The organism is Streptomyces sp. NBC_00461 (genome assembly GCF_036013935.1).
Classification (GTDB): domain Bacteria; phylum Actinomycetota; class Actinomycetes; order Streptomycetales; family Streptomycetaceae; genus Streptomyces.
Genome location: NZ_CP107902.1, coordinates 190,488 through 215,609, shown reverse-complemented (window position 1 = coordinate 215,609; position 25,122 = coordinate 190,488). Strand labels below are relative to the sequence as shown.

18 protein-coding genes and 1 pseudogene are annotated in these 25,122 nt (G+C 68.4%); 7 read left to right on the top strand and 12 right to left on the bottom strand.

Annotated elements, in window-relative coordinates:
* Nucleotides 1-16 precede the first annotated feature (16 nt).
* Together OG870_RS00980 and OG870_RS00975 are read right to left on the bottom strand one after the other, a co-directional pair.
* On the bottom strand, nucleotides 17-1,258 hold the full coding sequence (locus OG870_RS00980; protein ID WP_266593103.1) for a cation:proton antiporter: 1,242 nt from the start codon (nucleotides 1,256-1,258) through the stop codon (nucleotides 17-19).
* A gap of 289 nt (nucleotides 1,259-1,547) precedes the next feature.
* Nucleotides 1,548-2,744, bottom strand: a complete 1,197-nt coding sequence (locus tag OG870_RS00975) for a tryptophan 7-halogenase (RefSeq protein ID WP_266593442.1) — start codon at nucleotides 2,742-2,744, stop codon at nucleotides 1,548-1,550.
* Between the two features lie 679 nt (nucleotides 2,745-3,423).
* Between OG870_RS00975 and OG870_RS47980 the strand changes: the two are divergent.
* A pseudogene (locus OG870_RS47980) lies at nucleotides 3,424-3,608 on the top strand (IS701 family transposase); the annotation flags it as partial.
* 207 nt (nucleotides 3,609-3,815) lie between these two features.
* Here OG870_RS47980 and OG870_RS00970 read toward each other — a convergent pair.
* Both OG870_RS00970 and OG870_RS00965 read right to left on the bottom strand, forming a co-directional pair.
* Nucleotides 3,816-4,877: a DNA polymerase Y family protein gene (locus OG870_RS00970; protein WP_266593444.1), complete on the bottom strand. Its 1,062-nt coding sequence runs from the start codon at nucleotides 4,875-4,877 to the stop codon at nucleotides 3,816-3,818.
* 2 nt (nucleotides 4,878-4,879) lie between these two features.
* On the bottom strand, nucleotides 4,880-8,332 hold the full coding sequence (locus OG870_RS00965; protein ID WP_266593105.1) for a DNA polymerase III subunit alpha: 3,453 nt from the start codon (nucleotides 8,330-8,332) through the stop codon (nucleotides 4,880-4,882).
* A gap of 552 nt (nucleotides 8,333-8,884) precedes the next feature.
* Between OG870_RS00965 and OG870_RS00960 the strand changes: the two genes are divergently transcribed.
* From OG870_RS00960 to OG870_RS00945, 4 genes are all read left to right on the top strand, one after another.
* On the top strand, nucleotides 8,885-9,427 hold the full coding sequence (locus OG870_RS00960; protein ID WP_266593107.1) for an RNA polymerase sigma factor: 543 nt from the start codon (nucleotides 8,885-8,887) through the stop codon (nucleotides 9,425-9,427).
* On the top strand, nucleotides 9,424-10,257 hold the full coding sequence (locus OG870_RS00955; RefSeq protein ID WP_266593110.1) for a hypothetical protein: 834 nt from the start codon (nucleotides 9,424-9,426) through the stop codon (nucleotides 10,255-10,257). Before OG870_RS00960 ends, OG870_RS00955 begins: the two co-directional genes overlap by 4 nt.
* An 85-nt stretch (nucleotides 10,258-10,342) precedes the next feature.
* Nucleotides 10,343-11,695, top strand: a complete 1,353-nt coding sequence (locus OG870_RS00950; RefSeq protein ID WP_266593112.1) for an AlbA family DNA-binding domain-containing protein — start codon at nucleotides 10,343-10,345, stop codon at nucleotides 11,693-11,695.
* Between the two features lie 265 nt (nucleotides 11,696-11,960).
* Nucleotides 11,961-12,704, top strand: a complete 744-nt coding sequence (locus OG870_RS00945) for an SOS response-associated peptidase (RefSeq protein ID WP_266593114.1) — start codon at nucleotides 11,961-11,963, stop codon at nucleotides 12,702-12,704.
* Between the two features lie 1,149 nt (nucleotides 12,705-13,853).
* On the opposite strand, the gene OG870_RS00940 is transcribed toward OG870_RS00945, so the two are convergent.
* The 4 genes from OG870_RS00940 to OG870_RS00925 all read right to left on the bottom strand — a co-directional run bounded on the left by OG870_RS00940 (nucleotide 13,854) and on the right by OG870_RS00925 (nucleotide 20,546).
* On the bottom strand, nucleotides 13,854-16,307 hold the full coding sequence (locus OG870_RS00940; RefSeq protein WP_266593116.1) for a site-specific integrase: 2,454 nt from the start codon (nucleotides 16,305-16,307) through the stop codon (nucleotides 13,854-13,856).
* Nucleotides 16,304-17,593 (bottom strand): tyrosine-type recombinase/integrase, encoded by a 1,290-nt coding sequence (locus OG870_RS00935; protein WP_266593118.1) that lies wholly within the window; start codon nucleotides 17,591-17,593, stop codon nucleotides 16,304-16,306. The genes OG870_RS00940 and OG870_RS00935 overlap by 4 nt, the downstream gene beginning before the upstream one ends.
* 719 nt (nucleotides 17,594-18,312) lie before the next feature.
* Nucleotides 18,313-19,758: an NF041680 family putative transposase gene (locus OG870_RS00930; RefSeq protein ID WP_266593120.1), complete on the bottom strand. Its 1,446-nt coding sequence runs from the start codon at nucleotides 19,756-19,758 to the stop codon at nucleotides 18,313-18,315.
* 236 nt (nucleotides 19,759-19,994) lie between these two features.
* Entirely contained in the window at nucleotides 19,995-20,546 is a 552-nt protein-coding gene (locus tag OG870_RS00925; RefSeq protein ID WP_266593122.1) for an ATP-binding protein, read from the bottom strand.
* Between the two features lie 197 nt (nucleotides 20,547-20,743).
* On the opposite strand from OG870_RS00925, the gene OG870_RS00920 reads away from it, so the two are divergent.
* Together OG870_RS00920 and OG870_RS00915 are read left to right on the top strand one after the other, a co-directional pair.
* Nucleotides 20,744-20,980 carry a DUF397 domain-containing protein gene (locus tag OG870_RS00920; protein WP_266593446.1) on the top strand — a complete coding sequence of 79 codons (237 nt, stop codon included), beginning with the start codon at nucleotides 20,744-20,746 and terminating at the stop codon, nucleotides 20,978-20,980.
* Between the two features lie 88 nt (nucleotides 20,981-21,068).
* Nucleotides 21,069-21,983, top strand: coding sequence for a helix-turn-helix domain-containing protein (locus OG870_RS00915; RefSeq protein WP_266593124.1), 915 nt, complete (start codon nucleotides 21,069-21,071; stop codon nucleotides 21,981-21,983).
* A 39-nt stretch (nucleotides 21,984-22,022) separates the two neighbouring features.
* Here OG870_RS00915 and OG870_RS00910 read toward each other — a convergent pair whose 3' ends face one another.
* From OG870_RS00910 to OG870_RS00895, 4 genes are all read right to left on the bottom strand, one after another.
* Nucleotides 22,023-22,832 carry an SAM-dependent methyltransferase gene (locus OG870_RS00910; RefSeq protein WP_266593126.1) on the bottom strand — a complete coding sequence of 270 codons (810 nt, stop codon included), beginning with the start codon at nucleotides 22,830-22,832 and terminating at the stop codon, nucleotides 22,023-22,025.
* A gap of 93 nt (nucleotides 22,833-22,925) precedes the next feature.
* Complete coding sequence (locus OG870_RS00905) at nucleotides 22,926-23,321, bottom strand: hypothetical protein (RefSeq protein WP_266593128.1); 396 nt, start codon at nucleotides 23,319-23,321, stop codon at nucleotides 22,926-22,928.
* An 86-nt stretch (nucleotides 23,322-23,407) separates the two neighbouring features.
* Nucleotides 23,408-24,346, bottom strand: a complete 939-nt coding sequence (locus OG870_RS00900; RefSeq protein ID WP_266593130.1) for a helix-turn-helix domain-containing protein — start codon at nucleotides 24,344-24,346, stop codon at nucleotides 23,408-23,410.
* A gap of 261 nt (nucleotides 24,347-24,607) precedes the next feature.
* On the bottom strand, nucleotides 24,608-24,865 hold the full coding sequence (locus OG870_RS00895) for a hypothetical protein (RefSeq protein WP_266593132.1): 258 nt from the start codon (nucleotides 24,863-24,865) through the stop codon (nucleotides 24,608-24,610).
* Between the last annotated feature and the right edge of the window lie 257 nt (nucleotides 24,866-25,122).

Here is a 25,122-nt window from a genome sequence, read left to right as displayed (position 1 = left end):
CAGCACGGTCGTGCGCTCACCCAAGTTCGAGGCAGGGTGCCGGTCTCGACCCCATTGTTGGCCGGAGATGTACGCCGAGGAGTCTCAGCAGCGGGCCGGTCATGGCGGTGGTGACGACGGCCATGACCACCATCATCGAATAGAAGCTCTGGTCGATCAGGCCCTTCTCGAGTGCGACAGCCAGGATGACGATCTCGGTGAGCCCACGGGTGTTCATCAGGACGGCGATGGGCATGGCCACCGAGTGTGCCAGCCCGGACAGTCGGGCACCGACATACGCTCCGCCCGCCTTGGAGAGCACGGCCACACCAATGACGGCGATCAGGGTGAGCACCGTGGCCGGAGTGAAGGTGGACAGGTCGACCTTCACTCCGGCCACGACGAAGTACAGCGGCAGCAGGATGTGCCCAACCTGCTCCATCTGCCGCATGATCTGGGTGCGCAGGGTGCCGAGCACGTTGCGCGGCATGACCGCGCCGAAGGCGAAGGCGCCGAAGATGAAGTGGATTCCGAGCCACTCCGTGGCGGCGCAGGAAAGCATCAGACCAGCAACCAGCAGCGGTATCAGCCGTTCGACGGGCCGGTCACGGTCCTGGACGCGGCGCACGACAGCACCGAGGACGGGGCGTACCACGGCGATCATGAGCACCAGATAGACCGGCAACAGCGCCATCTGCCACTGGCCGAAGGCACTGGCGTACGCGACGACGCCCGCGAGGCCGATCCAAGCGACCAGGTCACCGATCGCCGCAGAGGCCAGGGCGAGGCTGCCCACCGAGTGCCGGTTGAGACCGCAGTCGGCGAGGATCCGGGCCAGTACCGGGAAGGCCGTCACCGACATCGCCACACCGACGAAGAGGACGAATGCGGTGTGATGGCCAGGGGCGTACATGGCGGCCAGCGGAACAGCCAGCGCGACGCCCGCGGCCATCGGGACGACAACGGATCCGGCGGCCACACCTAGGGCCGCGCCGCGGCGGTCGCGCAGGAAGCCACCGTCGAGCTCGTAGCCGATGAGGAACATAAAAGTGGCCAGCCCAACATTGGCGAGAGCGCCGAGCAGCGGCTTCACCTCGACGGGCAGGACGGCCTCAGCGTTGGCGGTGGTGATGACCATGGGGCTGGCGAGCAGTCCGGCGCAGATCTCTCCGACAACGGCAGGCTGGCCGACGCGGCGGGCAAGTCCGCCGAAGACGTGGGCGGCTCCGAGGACGAGCGAGAGGGCCAGGAAGAAGTCTGCGACGGTGCTTCCGGTCATGGAAGAGTTCCTATGCTTCCGATCATATGAGCAGAGCCCTGCTTCCAGCCGGGACCGCGAAGCCGCCGACACCGACACCCCGCAGCGCACCCACGAACGGGTCGGGGATCACCCTGTTCATGCGGAGCAGGGTCGCATCGAGAATGCCCTCAATATGACGGGGCGACACCGGCGCACGGGAGCACGATCGAACGGGCCCCGCCTGTGTCGGCGAGGCCCATCGTCGGTCACCCTCAGGGGGCGTGGCCAGAGATTCTGAAGGATTCCCGCGGTGGCCTAAGTGGGAGCGCTACGGCACGTCGACGGGGGCGAAGATCTCGGCGGTGCCGAAGAGCCCCGAAATGAGGGTGACGAAGTCGACCTTGCTGTTCAGCAACGCGTCGGGGTCGATGGCGCGCTGGGCCTCGTCCCAGTACTCCTCCTTGAGCCGGGTCCGGTCGTAGAAGACGCGTACGAACTCCAGGATCACGCCGAGGAATTCCTGGTAGTTCTTCTCGTACCGGGTGAGCACCTCCTCTTCGGACTCGGGGTGGTCCAGGACGCGCCCGAGGCCATCGGCGAGACGCTCGGCGGCTCGCATTGCGAGCGTCACGCCCGAGGACAGCAGCGGGTCGACGAACGCGGCGGCGTCCCCGACCAGGGCCCACCCCGGACCTTGGAAGCGTGTCGCCTGGTACGACCAGTCCTTGATGGTGCGCACGCCGCTGACCTGGACCGCGTTCCGGGTCAGACGGCTGACCTCGCAGGTACGGGTGAGCTGCTCGTGAAGGAATGCCTCCGCGTTCTGGGGGGCTGCCTTCTTGTACTGCTCCACAGGGGTCACGTAGCCGATGCTGACCGTGCCGTCGGCCAGGGGGATGTACCAGATCCAGCCCTCGGGAAGGTTTTCGACGAGGGTGTCACCCGCCCGGTTGCCGGCGTAGAGCTCGCAGCCCTGCCAGTACGACCACACGGCGATGTTGCGCAGGTCGTCGTGCCAGTTCAGCAGGTCGAACCGGCGTGCCAGCAGGTGCTGCTGTCCCGAGGCGTCGACGAGCATCCGGCATCGCGCGGTCCGCGGGGTCACCGCTGCCTTCGTCTGGTAGGTCACGCCCGTGACGCGTTCGCCGTCCTGGACGATGTCCTTGACGGTCGCCTCCTCGACGACGACCGCACCGAGCTCCCTGGCCCGCGCCAGCAGCAGTGCGTCGAAGTCGGCCCGGCGCACCTGATGCACGTACTCGTACGGCGATCCTTCGTTGAAGCGGAAGTCCCAGGGCTCTACGCCCGCGCCCCACACGAACGTCGCTCCGTACTTGCGCAGGTATCCGATCTCGTCCAGTCGCTCGCGCAGGCCCATCCGTTCCAGTGCGGGCAGCAAACCGGGATTGAGTGACTCCCCGATGTGGTAACGGGGGAACTTCTCTCGCTCGAGCAACAGCACCCGGCGGCCATCCTTGGCCAGCAAGCCGGCTGTCACCGCCCCTGCTGGTCCGCCTCCGACCACGATCACGTCGTACTGCTCGTCGATACTGATCTCGTAACTCCTGTCGGCTTCATGGTGGATACGGTCTGCTGTGCCGCAGGTCGGTGGGCGTTGAGCGGCCTCGGGGAAGACCTGGCACAGCCGCGTTAGCCGCGGTGAACAGCACGGCAGTCAGCTGCGGACGAGGGGACCAGGGCTGCTTCGGCCGGAATCCCGACTAACAGCCCGAGGCAGGCGGCAGCCATGAAGGGCAGGTGCCGACGGCCGAACTCCAGGCCGCCGCGTGCTTTCGCCCAGCGGGAGTGCTTCCAGGAAAGCCGCAGCCCAACAGCAGCCCCGACGGCAGCATGATCAAGTCCAGGTGCGTCACACTGCCAAGTCCAGGGAGATGCGGCGTTCAGGGCGCGCCAACCGGTTCATGATCGTGGACTCCTGATCCAGATGCAAAGAAACGGAAATCCCGAAGGGCGTGTTCAGCCGTCTCTTAGAGCGCAGCTTGGCGAAAGCGGCTGCGAGGAAATGATCGTCCGCGGAGGGACCCCCTCGGCCAACGCCACGGAACGTTACCGGGTCGCACCGGTTGAATCTGCGACGCGGGCCACTCTGGCGTGCGGAAACACCCGAATGAGTGGCTTGCCGTCCCCTGGCCCCGTGAGTGATCGTTTCCACGTCGGAGTGCAGGATGTGACGAGAGGACGCGTTGCTGCTGCGTGTGGGAGAGCGGTTCGGCCGGATCGAGCCACGGCGACGGATGCGGGACTACCTGCGCGGTTTGCTGGGCCCGGTGGGCCGCAAAACAGCTGGCAGATAGCCGAGCACGCAGGCCACAGCACCCCGTACGGACTGCAGCGGCTGCTGCCATGGTGCCAGTGGGATCCGGACGAGGCGGTCCCGCGGAAGGCCCTGCCGACGTTGTCCTACACAGCGATCAAGTCGCATATCCCAATGAGCGGTTGTGGCCGTCACGGGCTCCGGGCGGCCAAGTCTTTTCAGCCATCGAGCGGCGACAAGCTCACTGCCATACCCGGAGTCCTCGGGCTCACCGATCCTACGAATGACCGGCGTGGACCCGCGCCAAAACGGTAGGAAAGCTTATGTCGCACGACGGCCGTGCGCGTCCTCTGCACGACCGCCTCCGTTCCGCTGCCGGGCTGACGAGGACCGGGAGCTGATGGCGAGGGCGGCGGGGTAGATCACCTGGTGCCCGTAGCGGGTGCGGGCGCGGTCGGCGACGGCTTCGATCGCGAGGGGTTTGTCGTCCGACGCGTCGAGGGTGAGTTGCCGGGTGGCCCGGTCGTCGGGCCGAAGGGCGTCGGCGCGCAGTGCGATGTTGCGGACTCGGGCGCGTTGGAGGCCGAGGGAGTCGTACACCGCGTAGGCGGCGCGGGCCAGGAGGACGGTGTGCTGGGTGGCTTCGGGCAGGGTCCGGCTGCGGCGGGTGGCACTCAGGTCGGCGTAGCGGATCGTGCAGGTCACGCCGGTGGCGATCTGGTCGGTGGTGCGGAGGCGGGCACCGAGGTCGTCGGCGAGAGCGAGCAGGATGCGCCGGTGGGCGGCCGGGTCGAGTTCGTCCCGGGCAAAGCGGTGTTCCGTGCTGAGGCTCGCCGGGGCCGGGGTGGGGTCGACGACCGTGGTGTCGCGGCCCTGGGCGTGCTCGTGGAGGGCGCGGCCGGCGCGGGCACCGAGGAGGCGCTGCAGTGTGTGCTGAGGGACGTCGGCGACGTCGCCGACGGTGTGCAGGCCGTACTCGCCCAGCAGCGCGGCGGTCTTCCCGCCTACGCCGGGAAGTTCCCGTACGGGCCGGGGCCGCAGGAAGGACGCGATCGCCTCGGGGGAGTCGTCGATGACGGTGCGCCGCCCGAGCGGCGTGAGGGCGCAGGCCATCGTGGCGAGCATCGGGGTGCCGGCCACGGCCGCCGAGCTGCGCACCCCGAAGTAGGCGAGCGCGCGGAGCTGGACGAGTTCGGTGACGCCGCAGGCATCGCGCTGCCACCATCGGGTCGCCCCGGTCAGATCGAGGAGGGCACCGTCCTCAAGCATCTGCACGCGCGGTGTGAAGTCCTCCAGCAAGCGGCGCAGCCGTTCCGGGAGTTCAGGGTCGGCGTCGGGCGGCAGGTCGAAGGATAGTCGGAGGATGCTGCGGCCGCTCATCATGATCACCCTGCGCTTCCCTGGCTTCGGTGCCCGAGTCGGCGCAGGTCCGCGGAGCGGGTCCCGGCGGGCTGGAGATCGGCATATGGGTGAATCCGAGCCCCGGCCGTGCCGTCGGCGAGCGTGCGCTGGGGCGTGTTCGGCTGTGCCGGGGTGGGGGCCGGGCCGGTGCGGCCGAGGAGGTCGAGGGCGGCCTGGGGGCCGTGGTCGCGGCGGGCGGCGGCCACCTCGTCCAGGTCCCAGGCCATCTCGCCGACGACGGTGCGGCGCGGGCCGCGGGCGGTGACGGTGCCACGTACCAGCAGAAGCCCGGAGTGGAACACGGTGTGCGCGACGTGCTCGTGCGAGTCCTCGAAGAAGGCGATGTCGACCAGGCCGGAGCCGTCCTCCAGGGTGCAGAAGATGACGCGCTTGCCGGACGGGATCGGCGGCGTCTGCGTGGAGGCCCGCACTCCGGCGACCAGCACCTTCTGTCCGGGCACCATGCCGCGCAGGTGGGCGGCATCGGTCGCGCCGAGCTCGCGCAGCAGCCGGTGGTGGTGCTCCATCAGATGCTGGCTCACGTCGATGGAGAGGGTGTCGAGTTCGGCGCCGAGCTTGTCGCGGCTCGTCATTTCCGGCAGGCCGCTCGGGGCCGCGGTCACCAGCTCTCCGCCCAGCGGCAGCTGCCCGTCGGTGGCGGTGCGGTTGCGGGACTGCCGGTGCAACTCGACCGCCTGCAGCAGCAGGTCCCGCCGGGTCAGGCCGGGGGAGAGGGCATCGAGGGCGCCGATACGGATCAGGCGCTGGGCGAGCGGCAGGGACGGGCGGGCGCGCAACCATAGATCCTGCAGCCCGGTGTAGGGCTGGCCGGCCGCCAGGCGGGCGGTCTCCGCCTCGCTGATGCCCTTGACCGTGGAGAACGCCAGGCGCACCCCCCAGCCCTGCCCGGTCTCCTCCACACTGTGCTGCCGGCGGGAGTGGTTGACGTCGACGGGCAGCACGGAGATGCCGTGGCGGCGGGCGTCGGCGACGAGGACCCGGCGCGGCCACATGCCCGGATCGTGTTCCAGCAGACCGGCGTACAGATACGCCGGGAAGTGCGCCTTCAAATATGCGGACTGCAGAGCGGGGACGGCGAAGGCCACCGCGTGCGCGCGGCAGAAGCCGTACGCGCCGAAGGAGGAGACGATCTCCCACACCTCATCCAGCACCTCCTTGGCGTAGCCGCGCTCCCCGGCCGTGCGACGGAACCAGGCCTCGACCTTCGGCAGCCGGTCGGGGTCGGCGAGGGCGCGGCGGGCGACGTCACCGGCGGCACGGTCGCAGCCGGTCATCCTTGCGAGGATGGCGATGATCTGCTCGTGCCAGATGACCACGCCGTAGGTGTCGTTGAGCACCGGCTCCAGGTCCGGGTGCGGGTATTTGGGCGCGGCGCCGTGCCGGGCGGCGATATACAAAGCGGGCATGCCCCCTGAGACGGGTCCTGGCCTGAAGAGGCTGATGTCCGCGACGACGTCCTGCATGTGCCGCGGCTGCAGACGTCCCACCAGATCCTGCTGACCAGGGCTTTCGAGCTGGAAGAGGCCGACGGTGTCCGAGGCGCGGATCATCTCGAAGGCCTGCTGGTCGTTCAGGCTGACGTGGTCGGGGTTGTCGAGATCAAGCAGGCGTCCGGTCGTGCGGCGGATTTCAGCGACCGCGTACGCCATCGCGGACTGCATGCGGACGCCCAGGACGTCGAGCTTCAGGAGGCCGAGATCTTCGACGTCCTCCTTGTCGGCCTGCACCATCGGGTAGCCGGCCGGGGTCGGCTGTACTGGAAGCCGGTCCAGCAGTGCCGCGTTCGACAGGATCACTCCGCATGGGTGCATGGCGTAGCCGCGGGGCAGCGCGTCCAGTCCTTCGGCGAGTTCCCACAGTGGTCCGAACTTCCCTGCTTGCGCAGCGAGTTGGCGTAGCTCCGGCAGCTCGGCCAGGGCGCCGCGGATGTCCCGGGCGCGGAGGTGCGGAAAGCTTTTGGCGATGTCGCCGACGACCTGCGGCGGAATCCCGAGGGCGAGGCCGGTGTCCCGCAGGGCGTGCCGGGCCCGGTAGGTCTCGGGCATGCCGGTGACCGCGGTCCGCTCCTTCCCGAACCGCTTGATGATCGCGTCGTACACCTCCAGGCGGCGCTCGGACTCCACGTCGAGATCGATGTCCGGCAGCGACGTACGCCTCTCGCTGAGGAAGCGCTCGAACAGGAGCCGGTGTTCGAGCGGGTTGGCGGTGGCGACGAAGAGGCTGTGGTTGACCATGGAGCCGGCGCCGGAGCCGCGCGCGGCGACCCGGATCCCCAGCGCCCGGGTGTCCGCGACGACCTGGGCCACGGCCAGGAAGTACCCCTCAAAGCCCAGCCGGCCGATGACCTCCAGCTCGTAGCGGAGCTGTCGTACGGCACTTTCGTCGGTGTCCAGGCCCCGGGCGACCATCCCGGTCTCACACCGCTGCCGCAGCAGCCGCATGGCCGAACCGCGCTCGGGGCCGGCGCCGACGACGGAGGGTTCGGGGAAGTGAGGACGCCCGAGCCCGAGATCGGCCGGGGTGAGGGTGCAGGACTGGCCGGTGGCCTCGGTCTCGGCCAGGAGGCGGGCCGCCCGGGCGGGGTCGTCGCCGACGGCCTGGGCGATGCGGTCGGCGGCCGCGGCCATGACGGCCGGGTCCTTCAGCCAGCGTTCGCCGCCGTCCAGGTGCCGGCGGTCGACGGGCCGCAGCAGCCGGGCCGCATCCAGTACGTCGGCCAGCCGGTGCTGGCCGGGGTCGGCGTAGCGGACCGCGTTGGTCACCACCGTGCGGACGCCGAGCTGGTCGGCCAGGCCCATGGTGCGCGCGGCCAGCCGCAGTGAGCCCGCGCCGGTGGCCTGCCGTCCCAGGTATACGGCCTCCAGCCGCAGCTGCTCTCCGGCCAGCTCCCGCCACGGCGCGAGCAGCTGCTCGGCGACGTCGGGGCGGCCGGCGGACAGGGCCCGCACCGGTTCGGAGGCCGGGCCGAGCAGCACCACCAGGTCCTGGTCGGCGTACGTACGCAGGGTGGGCCAGGACACGACCGGCGCCGCGCCGTCGGCCTCGGTGTGCGCGGCGGACACCAGGCGGCACAGCCGTGCCCACCCGGCCGCGTTCTGCGCGAGCAGGGTGATCCGCAACGGCGGTTCCACCACGTGGGCGCCGCCGCGCACGGGCGTACGCGGCCGGCCCGCGGCCGGGTCGGGCGGGGCGAGCGGGGCGACGGCGACGTCGACACCAAAGACGGGGCGGATACCGGCGGCCGCGGCGGCGGTGGCGAAGCGGACCGTGCCCGCGACGGTGTCCCGGTCGGTGAGCGCGAGCGTCGTCATCCCACGCTCGGCAGCGCGCTGCACGAGGGCACCGGGGAGGGATGCGCCGTAGCGGGCGGAGTATCCGGAGGCGACGTGCAGATGAGTAAATCCACAGTGCTGCACCTCCCGCCTCTCGCGTGCCCCTCCCTGATCTGCGTCCCCTCAGACCTCCACCATAATCGATAATACGTTCGAATGCGCGGCATGACTTCGTCCTCATGTCGCGTGAGGCGGGCTTTACAGCGGTGGCTGGCACGGCCGTACCCGCAGCGTGATCTTCTTCCTCGATCTGCGGAAGGCACCAACAGCGGCCGTCACCAGGGGCCGTGCGGCGTCTTCGGGAAGGGGGCGCGCGTAAACGGGCGTGCGCCTGTTCGCCAAAAAGTCTTGTGGAGCGACTGAACGTTCGAGGCCTCTGTGCGATGGGATGACTTCATACAGTGATCACGCGCCGGGCTTCGTCCGGCGTCGACCCGATAGGGGAGCCGTGGTGGATTGGGGATGGGGCGACGTGACGTCAGCGGCAGTCGCGGCGCGCGTCTTCGGCCGGGACGTCGCATTGTTCGGACGGCGACTCCTGGGCGCCGGGGTTCGTGTCGGAGCGGCTGAGATCGCCCGTGAACGGCGTGGAACCACCGAGCCGACGGCCTCAGGTGAGAGCGCGAAGGAGGCCCGATGACCCGCCCGGTGCCAGACCCGCCGCTTGACTTCCAGGCCTTCTACCAGCGCTACCACCGCGCCTACCTGCGCTACGCGTACCTACACCTCGGGGAGCGCAAGGCCGCGATCGAGACGGTGGAATCAGTCTTCGTCCAGCTCCTGGAGAGCTGGTCCGACGTCCTCACGCAGCCCAGCGTGCAGCGCTACGCCCACTCCGTGCTGCGCCGCACCCTCGCCAACCAGATGGTGCTGCGCCACGGCAACACGGCCCTGGTGGAGACGGCGACCTTCGCCAAGGTGCGCATGGCCACGCGCCGACAGCTGGAGGTGCTGGAGTCCTCGCTCGGCCTGTACGCCGCCATCGCGCGCCTGCCCGAACGGCAGATGGACGTCGTCGTCATGCGCTTCGTGCTGGGTTACGACGTGCTGACGGTCGCCGAGATCATGGGCGTCTCGGCGGGGACGGTGCGCTCGCACGTTCATGCCGCGCGCCGGCGGTTAGCGCGTGACCTCGGAGTGCAGTACAGCAAGGAAACGGAAGCGGAGGAGATCGCATGACCCGCAGGGAGGACCACGACCACATCGACGACCTGCTGACTCAGGCCCAGGTGATGGTGCCCGGCTTCGAGTTCGACGACGCCGAAAGCGCCGCGATGCTCAGCCGGATCGCACGCCGGGCGCTGAGCCGGGCCACCGACGCCATGGACGAATGCGCCCGCCTCGTCACAGCCGAGGCCCCCGGCCGGCCGCGCCCAGAGCCGATGCCCGCGAACCCACCGGTCTACCGGCGGGCCGCCATGAACCTGGCAGACCTCTCCTGCCGGGTCGTACGCGACCCCGACACGGTGGAGGCCATGGCCCAGCTCGTCAACTCACGCTCCCGCATCGAGCCAGCCGGGGCGCTCACCTTCGCCTGCCTGCTCTACCTCTCCGACCGCTCCGAAGGTGCCCAGTTCTGGTGGCAGTTCGCCGCAGGCTCCGGCGTCGCCACCGCCGCCTACTGCCTCTACCTGCACCACACGCAGTGCAGCGAGGACGACATTGCACGCTTCTGGTACCGCCAGGCCCTCACCCTCCACCACCACACCGGAGGCGACCTCTACCCGCGCATCGACACCGAGCCCCCCACGCCCCTCACCAACAGCTGCCACACCCCCCGCGCCGTCGCCGCCGCGATCGCCGCCATCACCCCGCTCGCTTCCGGCGATCGCGCAGACGTGCCGACCTGCGCGACCGCAGGAGTGTTCAGCTGGGCACTTGATCACTTCAAACTCGCCGATGCCGTGTGCCGCCTCGAAGCCGACTCCGACGAGGACTACGGCCTCGTGCCCCGTCCCGACCCCGCGCTCGCCGTCGAGCTCGAGGAACACATGGAACACGCTCCCTGACCCCGTCGTGGTGCCACGCCGGAACCAGCGGGACAGGTGGTAATCCCGGTGACAAAAGGGGGCGGTTCAGGCAGGATCTGGCGGCATGGTCGCTCTTCGTTCCCGTCGTCTGGAAGGGCTCTTCGGAGCCCCGCTGGACACGGTCTCGTACACCCAGATCGCCGCCCTGAAGACGAACTCGGTCTCCGAGTCCTACGACCTGGAGTTCAAGGGGGAGCTCTACGGCGGCAACGACAAGGCCAAACGAGACTTGGCCGGTGACGTGGCGGCGCTCGCCAACACGGCCGGCGGAGTGCTGCTCCTCGGGGTTGCCGAAGACGACCAGGCCCGAGCGGCCGAGCTTCCCGGCGTCGCGCTCAGCGACAGCGAGGTGCTGCGATACCGCAGCATCGTCGCCGACATGGTCCACCCGCTGCCCACCTTCGACGTCCGCCAGATCGAGGACCCGGACAAGCCCGGTCAGGGCTTGCTGATGATCGCGGTGCTCCGCAGCCCCTCCGCCCCGCACGGGGTGCTGGTCAACGAGGGCCTGCGTTACCCCAGGCGCAACGGGGCCAGCATCATCTACCTGTCCGAGTCCGAGGTCGCAGCCGCCTATCAGGACCGCTTCGCCCGCCGCCAGACCCGCCACGAGGACCTGCTCCGCTACGAAGGCGACCTGATCAGCCGACTGGACGTGAGCGACCAGACGTACGTCGTCGTCACCCTGGTCCCGGATCTCGGCGGCGACTTCACCCTCGACACCAGCACCCTCCGTGCCTTCCAGCAGGAAACCCGCGACAAGGACCTGCTCGTCTTCCCGCGAGGGGTGCATGTCCGCCACGTGATGGTGGGCAGCCGCCGCCTGATCGCGCACGGCGGCCGCGAGCCAGCCAAGGCCAGCTGGATCGCGTGCGAGTTGCACCAGAGTGGCGCCGGCTCCTTCGCCGCCCTCGCCTCCGACCGCGCCTCCCTTGCCCCGCCGGGCCACCAGGACAAGACCGCGGCTGTGAGCCGGATCCTCGACGAGGACTTGGTCGTGGACATCTGGTCCGGTCTGCGCCTGCTGGCCCGCCATGCGCGGGATCGGGCTGCCGCCGGCGGTCCTGCCACGGTCTCCGCGACCATCTGTCCCGTCGCACCCGAACTGCCAGCCGAACTGCGGCACCCACGCGGGCACATCGGTGGTCAGCTCGGCACCCATCAGACAACGGAGACACCCCGAGTAACGTCCGTCTTCGACATCGACGACCTCGCCGAGAATGGGCCAGCACTGATCGCGGCTACCTCCGCCATGTCAGCCGGCCTCATCCAGCACTTCGGCTACCCCGAGACGCCGCAGATGACCACGGACGGCATGATCCGCAGCCAGTACTGGAGCGCGCAACGGTACGGCCCCGCCGTACGGGAGTGGGCCGCCCAAGCCGAAGTCGTCCTGTCGGACGAAACCCTCGACTGAACCCGACACCCCCGGGCGATCTGCCAGCACCGTCCACTTCGCGCGGCCAACGGCACCTCCGACCTGTCGTGTCGCGGCCCTCGGTGACGATGTTGAGCTGGCCAACCGGTTCAATTCATCACGTACGAGCACGGGCCCGGCTATGAGAACCGCGACCATGTCCCGCGTCGGCACTACGGACGCCCTGCCGCAGCTTCGGGACACGACCCGGCACGGGGGCGCCAGACAGTTCTTCGATCCGCCCGGCCGGTGGCACAGTGGCTGCATGTGTGGCCGATACGTCTCCACCCGCAGTGCCGAGGATGTGGTCCAGCTCTTCCAGGTCACCGACTGGCGTGCCGAGGAGACGCTCGCGCCGAACTGGAATGTCGCGCCGCCCAACGATGTGTGGGCTGTCCTCGAGCGCACCGCGCGCGGACATGATCACGCCGCACCGGAGGGCAGGCAGTTGCGGCCGCTGCGCTGGGGCCTGGTGCCGTCGTGGGCGAAGGATGTGAAGGTTGGCGCCCGGATGATCAACGCACGGGTGGAGACCGTGCACGAGAAGCCCGCCTACCGCCGCGCGTTCGCCAAGCGCCGCTGTCTGTTGCCCGCCGACGGCTTCTACGAGTGGCAGCAGCTCAAAGATCAGGACACGGGCAAGGCCCGCAAGCAGCCGTACTTCATCCACCCCGAGAACGACCAGATGATGGCGCTCGCCGGACTGTACGAGTACTGGCGCGATCCAGCAGTCAAGCAGGACGACGACCCGTCCGCCTGGCTGATGACCTGCACCATCATCACCACCGAAGCCACCGACGCAGCTGGCCACGTGCACCCGCGCATGCCGCTGGCGCTCACCCCGGAGCACTACGACGCGTGGCTCGACCCCCACCACCAGGACCCCGACGAGTTGCGTGCACTGCTGCCCCAGCCCGCCGACGGCCACCTGGACGCCCGGCCGGTCTCCACAGCAGTCAACAACGTCCGCAACAACGGCCCTCAACTCCTTGAAGACACCGCACCGTAGATCGCTTCAGCGGACCGGGGTTGAGGCACCGTCTGGAGTCGCCCGTACAGCTCCGGCCGCGAGTAATGGCGCGCTCGGACCACTCGCATGCCGTAGGCTGCGGTCTATCGACGCGGGGTGGAGCAGCTCGGTAGCTCGCTGGGCCCTCATAACCCAGAGGTCTTCTCCGAACTAGTGCCGTGACAGGCAGGGCTGCTTGACACGCCAAGGAACCGAGCGCGAACCCAGCGGCCTCCTCCAGTCGCCGAACTGGCAGCGACGGATTCCCTTCTGTGGTTCAGATGCAGCTTCCCGGCTTCATCATGTATGACCATGGACCTAAGTGGCATTGCAGCGTTGTTGGCGCTAGCAGGCATACCAGCGACCTTGGTTGTAGCTCGTTGGCAGAAGCGCGCGGCTCTGGAACAGGCCGAGGCGAGCCACCGCTCGGCGACGGAGGTGGCGGAGGCGAACCATCGCGCCGCACTAGAGCAAGCTGAGGCTAATCACCGCACTGCGCTGAGCGTGGCGGAAGCCTCACGGCGGAGCGCCCTTGAGGTCGTGAGGGCTACGCACCAAAACGATATGGAGATGGCTCACCGAGCGGCTGTGATAGAGCGGGAGCGGTTAATGCAGCAGTTGAGTCACAACACCGCCGTGCAGTTTCAGGGTGCGATCGACCGCCTTCGGCGTGCTGCACTGGCGGAGACGGTTAGAACTGATGAAATGCGAGACGCCTATCACGACATCCATGAGCTCGAGCACGTCTTGTGTATGGTGGCTAGCGGAGAAGTGCGAAATTTTGCATGGGCAGTCAAAAGAAGAGCTGAGCAGATCCTTAGATCCGTCGATGGCTTGCCCCTAGAGGCGCGTGCCGAGTTGTGGCGGGAGCGGGTCACACCAGAGCGAGCGCGGCTTGACGAGGCGATTAATCAGGAAGTTAGGAGTATTCCGTGGTCCCCGGATCTGCCGATGATGCACTCTCGTAGAAATCGTAATGACGCTTGATCGTCAGTTTGCTGCAGTGACCCGTCGGGGTCCCGCTAGCTGCACGATCGTTTTCTCGCTGCGCCCGGCAAAACCCCGCCAACGTGGCAAAGGTTGCCGGTCACGGACCGGCGAAAATGCGACCGCCCCCGGTCCTGAGATACGGGGGCGGATCGGGGACACTCAGGCTCCGTTGGTTGCAGAGCTGGTGCGAGCGGCAATCTGGTTGAAGCTCGGAATCCCCATGAACACTGGCGAGTCCTTCTTCTTCTGCCTTGCGTCAAGCTGAGCGATCTTCTCATCTGCGGCGTCCCGGCTCACTGAGAGACCCTCGACCTCGCCGAGCCAGCCTTCCCGTTCGGCTTCGGCGATCCGGGCATTGAGGTTGTCGCGAATTTCGACAAGTCGCCCTCGTTCATCGGGATCCACGATGAGGACCGGGCAGCGAACACAAGCGTGCTCGTGGATGCAGTCCGTCCCGTATGCTCGCCCACATGATCCCAGCGCCAGTTTGCGCCGCTCGAAGTGGTCCAGGAACTCCTTCCATTCCTCCGATGTGACCGCTCGGTATTCTTCGTTGGGGCGAAGGGTGCGACGGCGCGAGATGAACGACCGGTGGGCCTCGATGGCCTGTGCCGGATAGACGGCGTTGTAACCCATGGTCGTGTTGATATTGCTGTGACCTGCGATGACTTGAGCGATGTGTGGCGGCAACCCATTGAGGATGGCGTCCGTGATGAAGATCCGTCGAAAGTCGTGAGGTTGGAACTTCAACGGCTTTCCGGTGACGTCGGTCAATCCGGTCGCCATGAGCACATCGTTGAGGGCATCGCGGACGGTATTGGACGAGATCGGCCGCCTTTCGCCAGCGACGTTCCACTGATAGAGAAGCGGAATTGGTTCGTTCCAGACCTTCTCGTGGATGTCGTAGCTATGGACGGACGGGATTGCCCCGTTCGCAGCGCGGACTCGGGTGACCACCGCGCTCAGGACGTCGGCCAGTTCGGGAGTGACCAGCAGTAGACGTTCTTGGTCAGTTTTCGACGGCGCGATTTGGAGAAGCGGAACGACTTCCCCGGTGGTGGGAAGCTTGTAACGGATGATGCTGTGGTGTCCGAGCTCCAGCAGTTCCTCGATGCGGATGCCGGTGTGCCGCAGGATTTCGATGGTGGCCCAGCCCCAGAAGGCCCGCTTCTCTTCGGCCTCGAAGTCGCGTCGACGGCCTGAGGAGTCGTATGCCTGGCCCGTGAGACCGGCCCGGGAAGTGCTCTTCGGTGCGGAGAAGACCTCGCCGAGGACGGTGAACTGGGTGCCGAGCGGGGCAGCGTGGAGCGCATCCAGGCGAACGCGGGCTTCTCTGAGCTGGCGGTCGGCGACACGGATGAGCGCGGGCAGGACGGGGAGTCGCTCACGCGTCCGCTGGTCCGAGGCGGTCTTCTGCTGTTGCTTGACCTTCTTGTCCGAGCAGTCGGCTTCGGTGATGGGGCAAGGTGCCGCCCAAGGGCCCCACCGGGCCGGCTCGTCCAGGGCCCACTGGGCGATGTCGAGGTAGAAGGACCGGACGAGATTCTTGATCGAGGGTGCACTGCTGCGCGGTTCGGTCGTCTCGACGACCTGGCCGCCCGGCAGGCGACGGCGACGGGTGACCGTGCTGACCCGGGCCTTCCAGGCGGCCGCAACGTCCGGGGTCAGGTGGAGCGAGTCGATGCCCTCGTGATGGCGTTCCAGGTCGCTCCAGAAGTTGCTGGCCAGGGCCGCCGACAGATTGATCAGAGAGTTGTGGTCGAGCGAGGGCTGACGTTCGGTGAGGTAGTCGACGAGGAGGTCGCGGACTAGACGAAAGCGCAGGTCGTAGCGGTCCACGAGTTCCGCCGGGGTCACCTGCCCGGTGCGGGTGTGTAGCCGCAGCAGCGTGGCCGGGGCGTCCGGCGGGAACTGACCAAGGTCACGCAAGGCGGAGTATGCGATCCGGGTGCCGCGGGCCCCGTCGTGACTGGTCAGCTGGAGCAGGGCGAGAAGGTCGCCGACGACGATGTCCTCGACGCGGCCGCCGAAGGCCGCCAGGATGCGGGCGACGGCTTTGAGTGCCCCGGAGGCATGCCGCGTGGTCCGGATGTCCGCGGGGAACGCGGCCTCCAGGCGGGCGAATCCTTCGGGATCTCGGGCCGCGGCCATGGCTGGGCGCAGGGCATTCGAGGAACTGGCCGCCAGCCATGCCGGGGACGGGCGGATGACGTCCGCGCAGATCAAGGCCAGTGCGCCGGAGGCCAAGCAGGACGAAGTGGGCCGTCGGCCGACCGTGGGAACGGCCCACTCGAGGACCGTGCTGTGCCAGCCTCCGGGTGAGAGAGCGGCTGGGCTCGCGTCCCAACTGGCCTGCCATGTCGAGCCGGGGAAGCTCGTCAGCCAGGCCAGGATCGCGCGGGCACCGACCATGCGCGTGGCCTGTGCGCTCCGGCCGTCGGCGCGGAGAGGCCGGTGGCCGAGCAACGCCAGGATGTAGTCGGTGTCGGCTTCGGTCATGTGCCAGGCTTCGGGGTTCTGGCGGGGCGGGAACTTCTGCAGAAGCGTGGTGGCCTCGGCGCCGGCGAGCGTGCGCGGAGTCTGCGGCGGCGCCGTGAGCGTTGCGGTGGTCATGCGACGAGCCCTCCGAAGAGGGTGTTCAGCGAGTCCTCGTTGTAGGCGGGTGCCGCGGGAGCCGGCGGCGGGTTCTTCTTCTTCGCCTCCTGTCGGGCGTGGTGTGCCAGACCGGCCGAGATGACCTCGTCCCGGCTCGGGCGGATGTACTTCTGCAGCGTGCGCTGGTCCTTGTGGCCGAGGATGTGCTGGACGTGGGTCAGCGACATTTCGGGATCCTCGGTCATGCGGTAGGTGGCGGTGTGCCGCAGGTCGTGGAGTGTCCAGTTGGCGCCCAGGAGCTCGTTGGCGCGGTTGAACATCATCCGGGCCGCGTCGTATTCAAGAGGCCGCCAGGGGCGCCGCAGAGTCCACCAAAGCGGCTGGTTGCGGCCTCGTGGGACGCCCTTCTTCCAGGCTTCTTCCTGGTAGAGCCGGAGCCAGATGAACGCGTCGGGGGACGTGGGGAGTTGCTGGTAGTCCTGGGTGCCTTTGCGGATCACGCCGATGAGCTGCTGGCCGGGCAGGGCGTCGCGTTCGGTCGCGGTCAGCAACTCTTCCGACCGGGCGGCGCTGGAGGCCCAGAAGGCGAGCAGGGCGCGGTCGCGATGCGAGCGCAGGCCGGCGAAGACCTCGGTGTACTTGTCGTCCGGAATTCGGCGGGGGATCCGTTCCGGGACGGTCGGCCGGTAGCGGCCGGTCCGTTCGTGCTTGAACTCGTCCGCCGGGTTGTGGTGGGCGTGGGGCCGCCCCTTGCGGCGGTTGCGGTCCAGAGGGAACGGGTTGACCAGCAACTGGCCGCTGTTGAGGCCGAGGTGGAAGTCGTAGAAGGTCCGCAGCACGGTTTCGCAGTGGGCCCGGGTGCTGGGTGCGTACTTCTTGCCGACCGTCGGCTTCCCGGTCACCGGGTTCGGCGTTCCCGGCGCGAGGGTCGGGGGCTTGCGGCGGGGTATCTCGGCCGGGTTCTTGCTGCGGTGTCGCCAGTGCACGCGGACCGGCTTGTCGGCGAGCTGCATCCACAGGGTGAAGTCCCGGGCGTCCTCACGTACCGCGCGGTCCCACTTGATGTCGTGAGCCCACAGGAATCGCCACCAGCGGAGCAGGTCGTTGCCGTACGAGTACAGCGTGGTGGCAGGGCTGTCTGCGGCGAGCAGGTCCTTGAAGTAGACCGCGACGGGTTCGACGGGCCGGCCTTCCGGGTCGATCAGTCGGTACGGCTCCCAGGCGTCTCCCGTCGCTTGCAACCGCCCGATCTCGGGCAGCACAAAGGTCTTCAGATCTCGTTCAACTGTCCTTGCATCACGCACTGCCGGAACTTAACAGAAACACCCCCTGACCTGCGAAAACGCCTAAGTTAGTTCGGTCAATACACCGCAGGTTCAAATCCTGTCCCCGCTACTGCAGGTGGAGGGCCCAAAACCATACGGCTTTGGGCCCTCCATCCGTATGCGGCCTGCATGTCGGCGGCCGTCATACCCAACTGTCAGGTCGGGCACGAGCGCTGGCCCACCGAAGCAGCCCGGACGCGTGCAAGGCCTTCCTCCCCGGAGGTAACAGAGCCGCCGCGGCCATCCCGGGCGGCCACGAACCAGGGGCCTTGGCCATGCCACACGCGGCCGACACCAACGTCCTGGCCCGCAACAGCTAGAGATCACCAACAGCATCCGGAACTGCGGACAGAGCCATTTCAAGAGCGTCATTAGCCCCTCAGGGTCATGCCAGCTGGGGTGTGTATGTCGCGGCGTGGACGGTGAGGCGGGCGAGTTTGTAGTGCAGGGGCCATCCGTCACGGGTTGGGTGGGCGGCGGCGCCGGCGAGTCCGATGACGGGGTCGGTGAGGGCGGCGCGAAGGTCTTCGGGGTGGGGATCGGAGTCCCAGTGGAAGGTGCATTGGTTGCCTTCAACGGACAGACGGCGGTGGTGAGCATTCCACGGTCGGGGGTAGGCGCGCGGTGGCCTCGCCCTGGTCAAGCCTTTCCGAACTTCCAGGTTTAGTCGCACAGTTGAGTGGCCCTCAGCTTGACGTTTATCCTCGGCGGGCCTGGTGTTCCTTGATGGTCTCGGCGCGTTTGACGGTCTTGCCGACGTCGTGGCGCTTGGCGCGGTTGCTGTTCTTCGAACCGGGTGGCCGTCCCGGGCCGGGGCGGGACGGTTTCGGTGCGGCTGCCGGGCAGGCCGTGGTCGGTCGGAGGTTGCGAAACCCGCGGCGGACGCGGGCGGGAGTGAGGCGGCGGGGTTCGGTGCGGCGTTCCCAGGGGCGGCGGAGGTCTTCGGCGAGGGGGCGGGCGAGGCGGAGCTGGGTGTGGGCATCGATGACGAGCCAGGTCCACAGGTCGGCGGTGTCGGCGTGGCGGACCTGCGGGGCGGTCCACCCGAGCGTCTGTTTCATGAGCCTGAAGGTGTGCTCAAGATCGAATCTGCGCAGGAAGGACTGCCACCACAGGTCCACCTGAGCGCTGGTGGCGGCGGTGGCGGAGCACCACAGCCAGACCGGTTTCGGGTCGCGGTCGCCCGGCAGGCGCTCGACCTTGAGACGGATCAACGTGCCGTGCAGGACGGGCAGTTCCTCCTGGGCGTGGTCCAGCCAGGGGCCGCGGTGGGTGAGTCGTGGGTGTATCCGGTCCCAGGCGGTCGCTTGGGCCTTGCCGTAGCGGGTGGTGTCCGTGCTGGTGGTGACGTCGGGCTCGTGCCAGCTGTCGGGCTTGGCGAAGGTGAGGACGCCGCCGTGCCGGCGGGGCCGTCCGCCCTTCGGGCCGCAGCGGGCCGGGCCCGGGTCGCGGAGCATGAAGCGGTCCGAGCGCAGGCGCCCGACCAGCACGACCGGCAGATCCGCGAGGGCGTGGGAGAGGTAGGCGACGTCGTAGCCGGAGTCCATCACGATCAGGATCTCGGGATCGCCCGGATGCCAATGCCCTGCCTGCGTCAACCGCCTGATGACATCGCGTAGTTGGGTGGTGGTGACGGCGGTCGCGTCATCGGCGGGGCCCAGGCGCACGGCGTCCAGCAGCGCGACCCACGAGGTGCGGCCGGTCTCCAGCGCGCCGATGAAGGAGTACGGCCATCCGGGAATCAGCTGGTCCGTCTTGCGGTCACCGCGTCCATAGACGTGGCAGAACAGCCGGTCGTCGCTGGTGGGGGCGTCCGGGCGCAACCAGTTGGACACATCCACGGCCAGCACGATGCGCCCGTCGGCCGCCCTTGGCAGCGGCAGGCCGGCCAGGGCCCGGCGCAACCGCGTCGGCTCCGTCCAGCCCCGGTCCAAGGCTGCGTACAGGGCGCCGTGCCCACGGCGATGCTCGACCGCCAGCGACAGCTCGACCAGCGTCTTCACCGGCCCGTCCGCGCACAGCACCGCGTCGGTGAGTTCGAAGAGCGCATCCGCGCGGGCGTAGAGGCATTCGTAGAACTCGACCCGAAAGCGGGACAACACGTCCAACGCCTCGCCTGCGGGCGCGTCGACAGACAGACTCATACACAGCGGCCGTTCTCTTGTACTTCGTGACTCGACATCTCGAAGCGTGGAGAACGGCCGCCTCCGCTGTCTCGGAAAGAACCGCAGATCAGCAGGTCGAGTGACCTGCGACGTTAAACGCCAAGCTCAGGCAACAAGCGGCAAGGCGAGGCGCCTCGGCCTGCCCGTGACATGCCTATCCGCAGCATCACTGCCAGCCCCCATCTACGTCGCCAGTCACCAGATGAGCTGGTGCCTCAGGCGGCAGGCAAAGTGACGCGTGCCCACACGGTTTTGCCGCGTGTCTGGGGGTTGGTGGTCCAGCCCCAGGTGTTGCTGAGTGCGTTGACGATGGGCAGTCCGCGGTGGCGTTCGGCCAGGGGTGGGGGAGGGGTGAGCATCGGGCGGCGTCGGCTCGGGTCGCGTACCACGCACAGCAGTGTCTGAGGGCGCAGGGCCAGTGCCAGCCACACGGCACTTTGCTCCTCGTCCGATGCGGCGGTGTGGCTCTGACCGTGGCGGATGGCGTTGGCGACGAGCTCGGAGGCGATCTGGACGGCGTCGTCACAGATGGCGTCGAGGTTCCACCGCAGCACGGCCTGGCGTGTGAACTTCCGTGCGATGTAGCAGCTGTTGGCGGTGGCGGGGATGCGGCGGGCGGTGAACGGGGTGCTGCCCAGGCCGCTGCGCACGGCCAGATTCGCGGTGGAGGCCGGGGGGTCGCCGAGGAAGAGAGCCTGCGGTCTTCGGGAGCCGGACGCTGCAGCCGTGCGTGGTGGCAGCAAGGTCTCGTCGTGACGTGGCGTCATCGTCCGTCCCCCGGAACTGGTGCCGTGTGCCGTGCCGGACACGGCGTGCCGTCTTGACCGTCACTATTCCGGTCCACTCCTCGTTCCTGCAAGCGTGGGCCTGCAATTGCGGAGCCCTTATATTCGTACGCATGACCGGCCAGGCGCCCTCATGGGGCCCGCTGGCCGGGGACTGGTTCAGAAAGGCGCGGTGGGGCATGCAACGGGTGGAAAACGGGGTCGGTGCGGGTGAGATCGAGGGCGCGCAATGGCGTAAGAGCCGCCGCAGCGGCGGAAACGGCAACTGTGTGGAGATTGCCGCCCTGCCCGGTGGCGGCGTCGCGATGCGGAATTCGCGGTTTCCCTCCGGGCCCGCTCTCATCTACACGCGTGAGGAGATCGAGGCCTTCTTCGGCGGTGTCAAAGACGGCGAGTTCGATTTCGCGCTCAAATAACTCAAGGTAGGGCCATGGCCAGTTCCTGACATGACCACCCGCCGGCTGCCATACTCGGCCTCCTCAACAGCGCGTTAGGAGTACCCGTATGGCAGCCGAGCGGAGGGCGCCGTCCATTCTCGGATTTCCGCACCGCCCGGAATGGGGGCCAGCTGCTCACCGCAAGGCCCTGGCCGGGCACCTGCGGCGCTGCCGCGACCACGCCGGGATCGGGCCCCGTCACGCTGCCCGCTGCATCGACGCCTCCGAGTCGACGATCAGCCGCATGGAGAACGGCCTGGCCGCGCTCAAGCAGGCGGAGGTCGAGCAACTGCTGGACGTCTACGGAGTGCGGGATGAACCGGAGCGGCGCAGGATCGCCGACCTGGTCCACGAAGCGGCGCAACCGGAGCCGTGGCAGCCCTACGCCCACGCCGCGCCGCCCCTTCTGCGCCCCCTGCTGGCCATGGAGCCGGCCGCCCGCCGCATCATCTCCTACGAGCCCCAACTGGTGCCGGGCTGGCTGCAGACCGAGGAGTACGCCGAGATCGTGATCCGGGCCGCGCATCCGACCATGCCGGCCAAGGAGATCGCCGAGCGCGTCAGCCTGCGCCGGCAGCGCATCGAGATGCTGCGACGGCAAGTGGACCCACCGGTCCTGCTCGCCGTGATGGACTCCGAAGTCTTCCGCCGCCAGGTCGGCACACCCGGGGTGATGTACCGGCAGATCAAGTACCTGCTCGCGCTGCTGGAGGAGTTGCGCTATCGCCTCTATCTCCAGATCGCCCCGCTGTCGGTGGGCGCCGTAGGAGCCATCGGGCACCCGATCGTGCACTTGAGGTTCTTCACTCCCGAGTACCTGCCCGACATGGTGTACCTCGAGCAGTACGAAGGTGCCCAATACCGGGAGAAGCCCTCGGAGTCCGAGCGCTACCAGGCCGTGCTCAACAACCTGTGCGGCGTGGCCAGCCCCGCCGTACAGACCCCTGCGCTGCTGAAAGCAGCCCTCGCCAACTGGCGTTGACCACTTCCTTCACTACGCCTGCTCCCGCCAGAACGCCGGTCAGGGCCTGACGAAGCCAACCCCGCCGTACTCTTCCCACTCCCAGCTGAGCTGGGCCGGCACGTCGTCCTTCTCGGCCCGCCAGGCGGAGACCTCCACCAGGCCGGGCTCGATCAGGTCCAGCGGGGCGCAGAAGGCGGCGACATCCCTCTTCTCGCGCACCCGGCCCCAGTGGCCCTGGGTCTGCTCGTCCATGAAGCCGGTGACGAAGTTGCGGACCTGCGCGGAGTCGCTGACCAGCTGGCACACGACCATCATGCTGCCCGCCGGCAGCCGGCCGGCGACCTGGGCGATCAGATCGGCCGGCCCGGAGGCATCCGGGATGCAGTGCAGGACCGACACGAACAACGCCGCCACCGGCTCGTTGAGGTCGATCAGCTGCTCCACCGGTTCACTGGAGAAGATCGCGTCGGTATCCCGTATGTCCGCCTGGAGCACAGCGGTGTTCTCGTTGCTCTCCAGCAGAATGCCGCCGATGGTGCGGACGATGGGGTCGTTGTCGATGTAGACGACTCGGCTGGCTGCATCCACCCGCTGGGCGATCTCATGGACGTTGTCCTGGGTCGGCAGCCCGGATCCATGATCGATGAATTGGCGGATGCCGTACTTCGCGGCCAGCACATGCACCACGCGGCGCAGGAACTGCCGGTTGTTCAGAGCCAGTTCCCGCATGCTCGGCACTTGCTTGAGCAGCTCGGTGCACGCCGCACGGTCCGCGGGATAGTTGTCCTTCCCGCCCAGCAGGCTGTCGTACATACGGGCCACGCTCGGAACCGTCACGTCGACCCCGTACGGCAGGCTCACGCGCATCCCCTCCCACCCCGGCACGCCCCGACAGCGCCCCCAGTAGTGACAGAGTGTAGCCGTAAAGTCACACCCGTATAGGTGGACCGGCGTAGATTCTCACTCCCGTGTGGAAGGCGGCAGCAGCCCCAGCACCTGGTCAGGCGGCATCCCTAAAACCTCGGCGATGCGCTCGCAGCTCAGGTGCATCTCCTGGTGCAGCAGGTGCACATCGTGCAGCAGCGCCCGCACCGGCCGCCCGCCGGACGCCTGCCCGGGACTCAGCCCCAGGGCATGATCGATGTGGTGGTGCAGGATCCGCCAGGCGATGGCAGCCGGACCGGCACTGCCCAAAACCGCCGTCCAGGACACAGCGAGTTCGGTGAACGCGGCAGTGACCGCCGTCTCTGCGGCCTCGCGCCGGCCGATGCGCAGGGCGGCGTACTGCAGATACGGCTCATAGTGGCGTTCGCGGAAGGCGGCATAGGCGGCCAGCGCCGCCCGCTCGGCCCACACTTCCCCTGCGCGGACAGGTGGCCGGTGCCGTGCCGTGGCCCCAGCGGCTCCGGGCGTCCCCGCAGCCGCTGCCCGGCGGTATCCGCTCACCGACCCCGGCCCGGCACCACAATGTGCGCGGTGCCCTCCGGAAGACGGGGGTCGTCGCACATCAAGAACGTGTAGTGCACCGCCTCCCACAACGGCTGGACATCCACCGGCCGGCCCCCCAGCGCACAGACAAGAGCAGCCAGCACTTCCCATTCCGGGACATCGACGCCCGCCAGCACGCGGCGCGCTGTCCGCGCGCTCACCGCCCTCGAACTCAGCAGCTCGATCCGTTCCGGCGAAGGCGACTTGGCCGCCAGATACAGCCCACGCACCGCCGCGTGCAACTGCCCGATGGCGGCCGAGACCGGCTGCCGCCCCGGCGCCGTCAGCCCGTGCGCCGCCTCGAACAGCACCCGCAACTCAGCCGGATCGGAACCAAACAACACGGCCAGCGCGCACACCAGATCCCAGGTCGGCAGGCGATCACCCGACAGGACACGGGAGATGAACGACGGCGACAGCATGGTGAAATCGGCCACCTCCTTGATGGTCAGCCCGCTGGCCGCCTGCAACTGCGCCAGTGCCGACGCCAACTGACCCCCCGGGGAGACCCCCTCAGCCCGCGGCTCGGCGTCCGTGCCCTCCGTCGCATCAGCAAGCCGGCCCGCACCCGGCCCACGCCAGCGGGCGGGAGCAGCCCGCTTCTCGTTGGCATGCAGATCCATCATCCGGGCCACCCGCTCAGGCCCCCAGCGCGCCCGCGCCGTCTCCGGCGCGACATGCGCGGCCCTAGCCACCACTTCCCATTTCTCACCGCGGTGCCGGGCATCCTGCACCGCAGCCGCGGTATAGATATCCAGCTCCCGCCGGATCGCCTCGGCCCGCTCCAACAGCGAGCCCAGCTCCTCTTCGCGCATCTCGCTGTCCAGCAACTGCTGCGCCAGCCGGCGGACCTCGGCCGCCACCGCCCCGCCCAAAGGACCCTGCTGCTCCACACGCACCACCTGGCGCGCCTGCCGATGCCGCTGAGCCCGCCGACGGCAGGCAGTGCCACAGTACTTGCGGCGCCGGCCCGCGCCCGAGCTCTGCACGAGCGGACCCGCACACACCACGCACGCCCCCGGCTGCGGCGTTGCAGTCGCCACTTGTGCCGTCCTCTCCGCCGCCTGCACCCGGGCAAGCAGCACCTCACCGATGCCCCGCAGCTACGTCCCGGCCGGGGCCGGCGGAAACCGCCCGCCGGCCCAGCCGCACTGTCAGTCCAGCCGCGCCCACAAGAAATCGATCCGTGACGTGCGCGCCGCTGCCGCCGCGACACCGGCGAGCGCCACCCCCGCGGCCGCAGGCCATTCGCCGGCGGACGGCAGGACGAAGGACAAAATCAGCACGACGATGGGGCCCAGGCTGACCGTGACAGCGAAGGCACGCAGGCGTGCGTAATACCCACCGGCATTGCTACCGTCCGGGTGCGTCCCGGACACCACGGTGCCCCGGACGACATTGGGAGCAGTCACCTTTTCTCCTCAAGGAATTGACGGCTGGTCAAAATGCGGAGGGGCCCTGGTCCGTTGGTAGCCAGCCTTGAGCCGGGGCCCATCTCCGGCGCGACACTAGCGTGCTCTCGATTCGTTCGGCTATCAGAGTGAGTTACTAACGGCTAAGCAGCCGCATCGGCGTGCGAAAACAGCATCTGAAGGGTGGATTCCGCCTGCAGGTGATCTAACGCCTCCGGAATCTGATCGCCTCTGAAAAGAAGCGATCGACGCTGGAA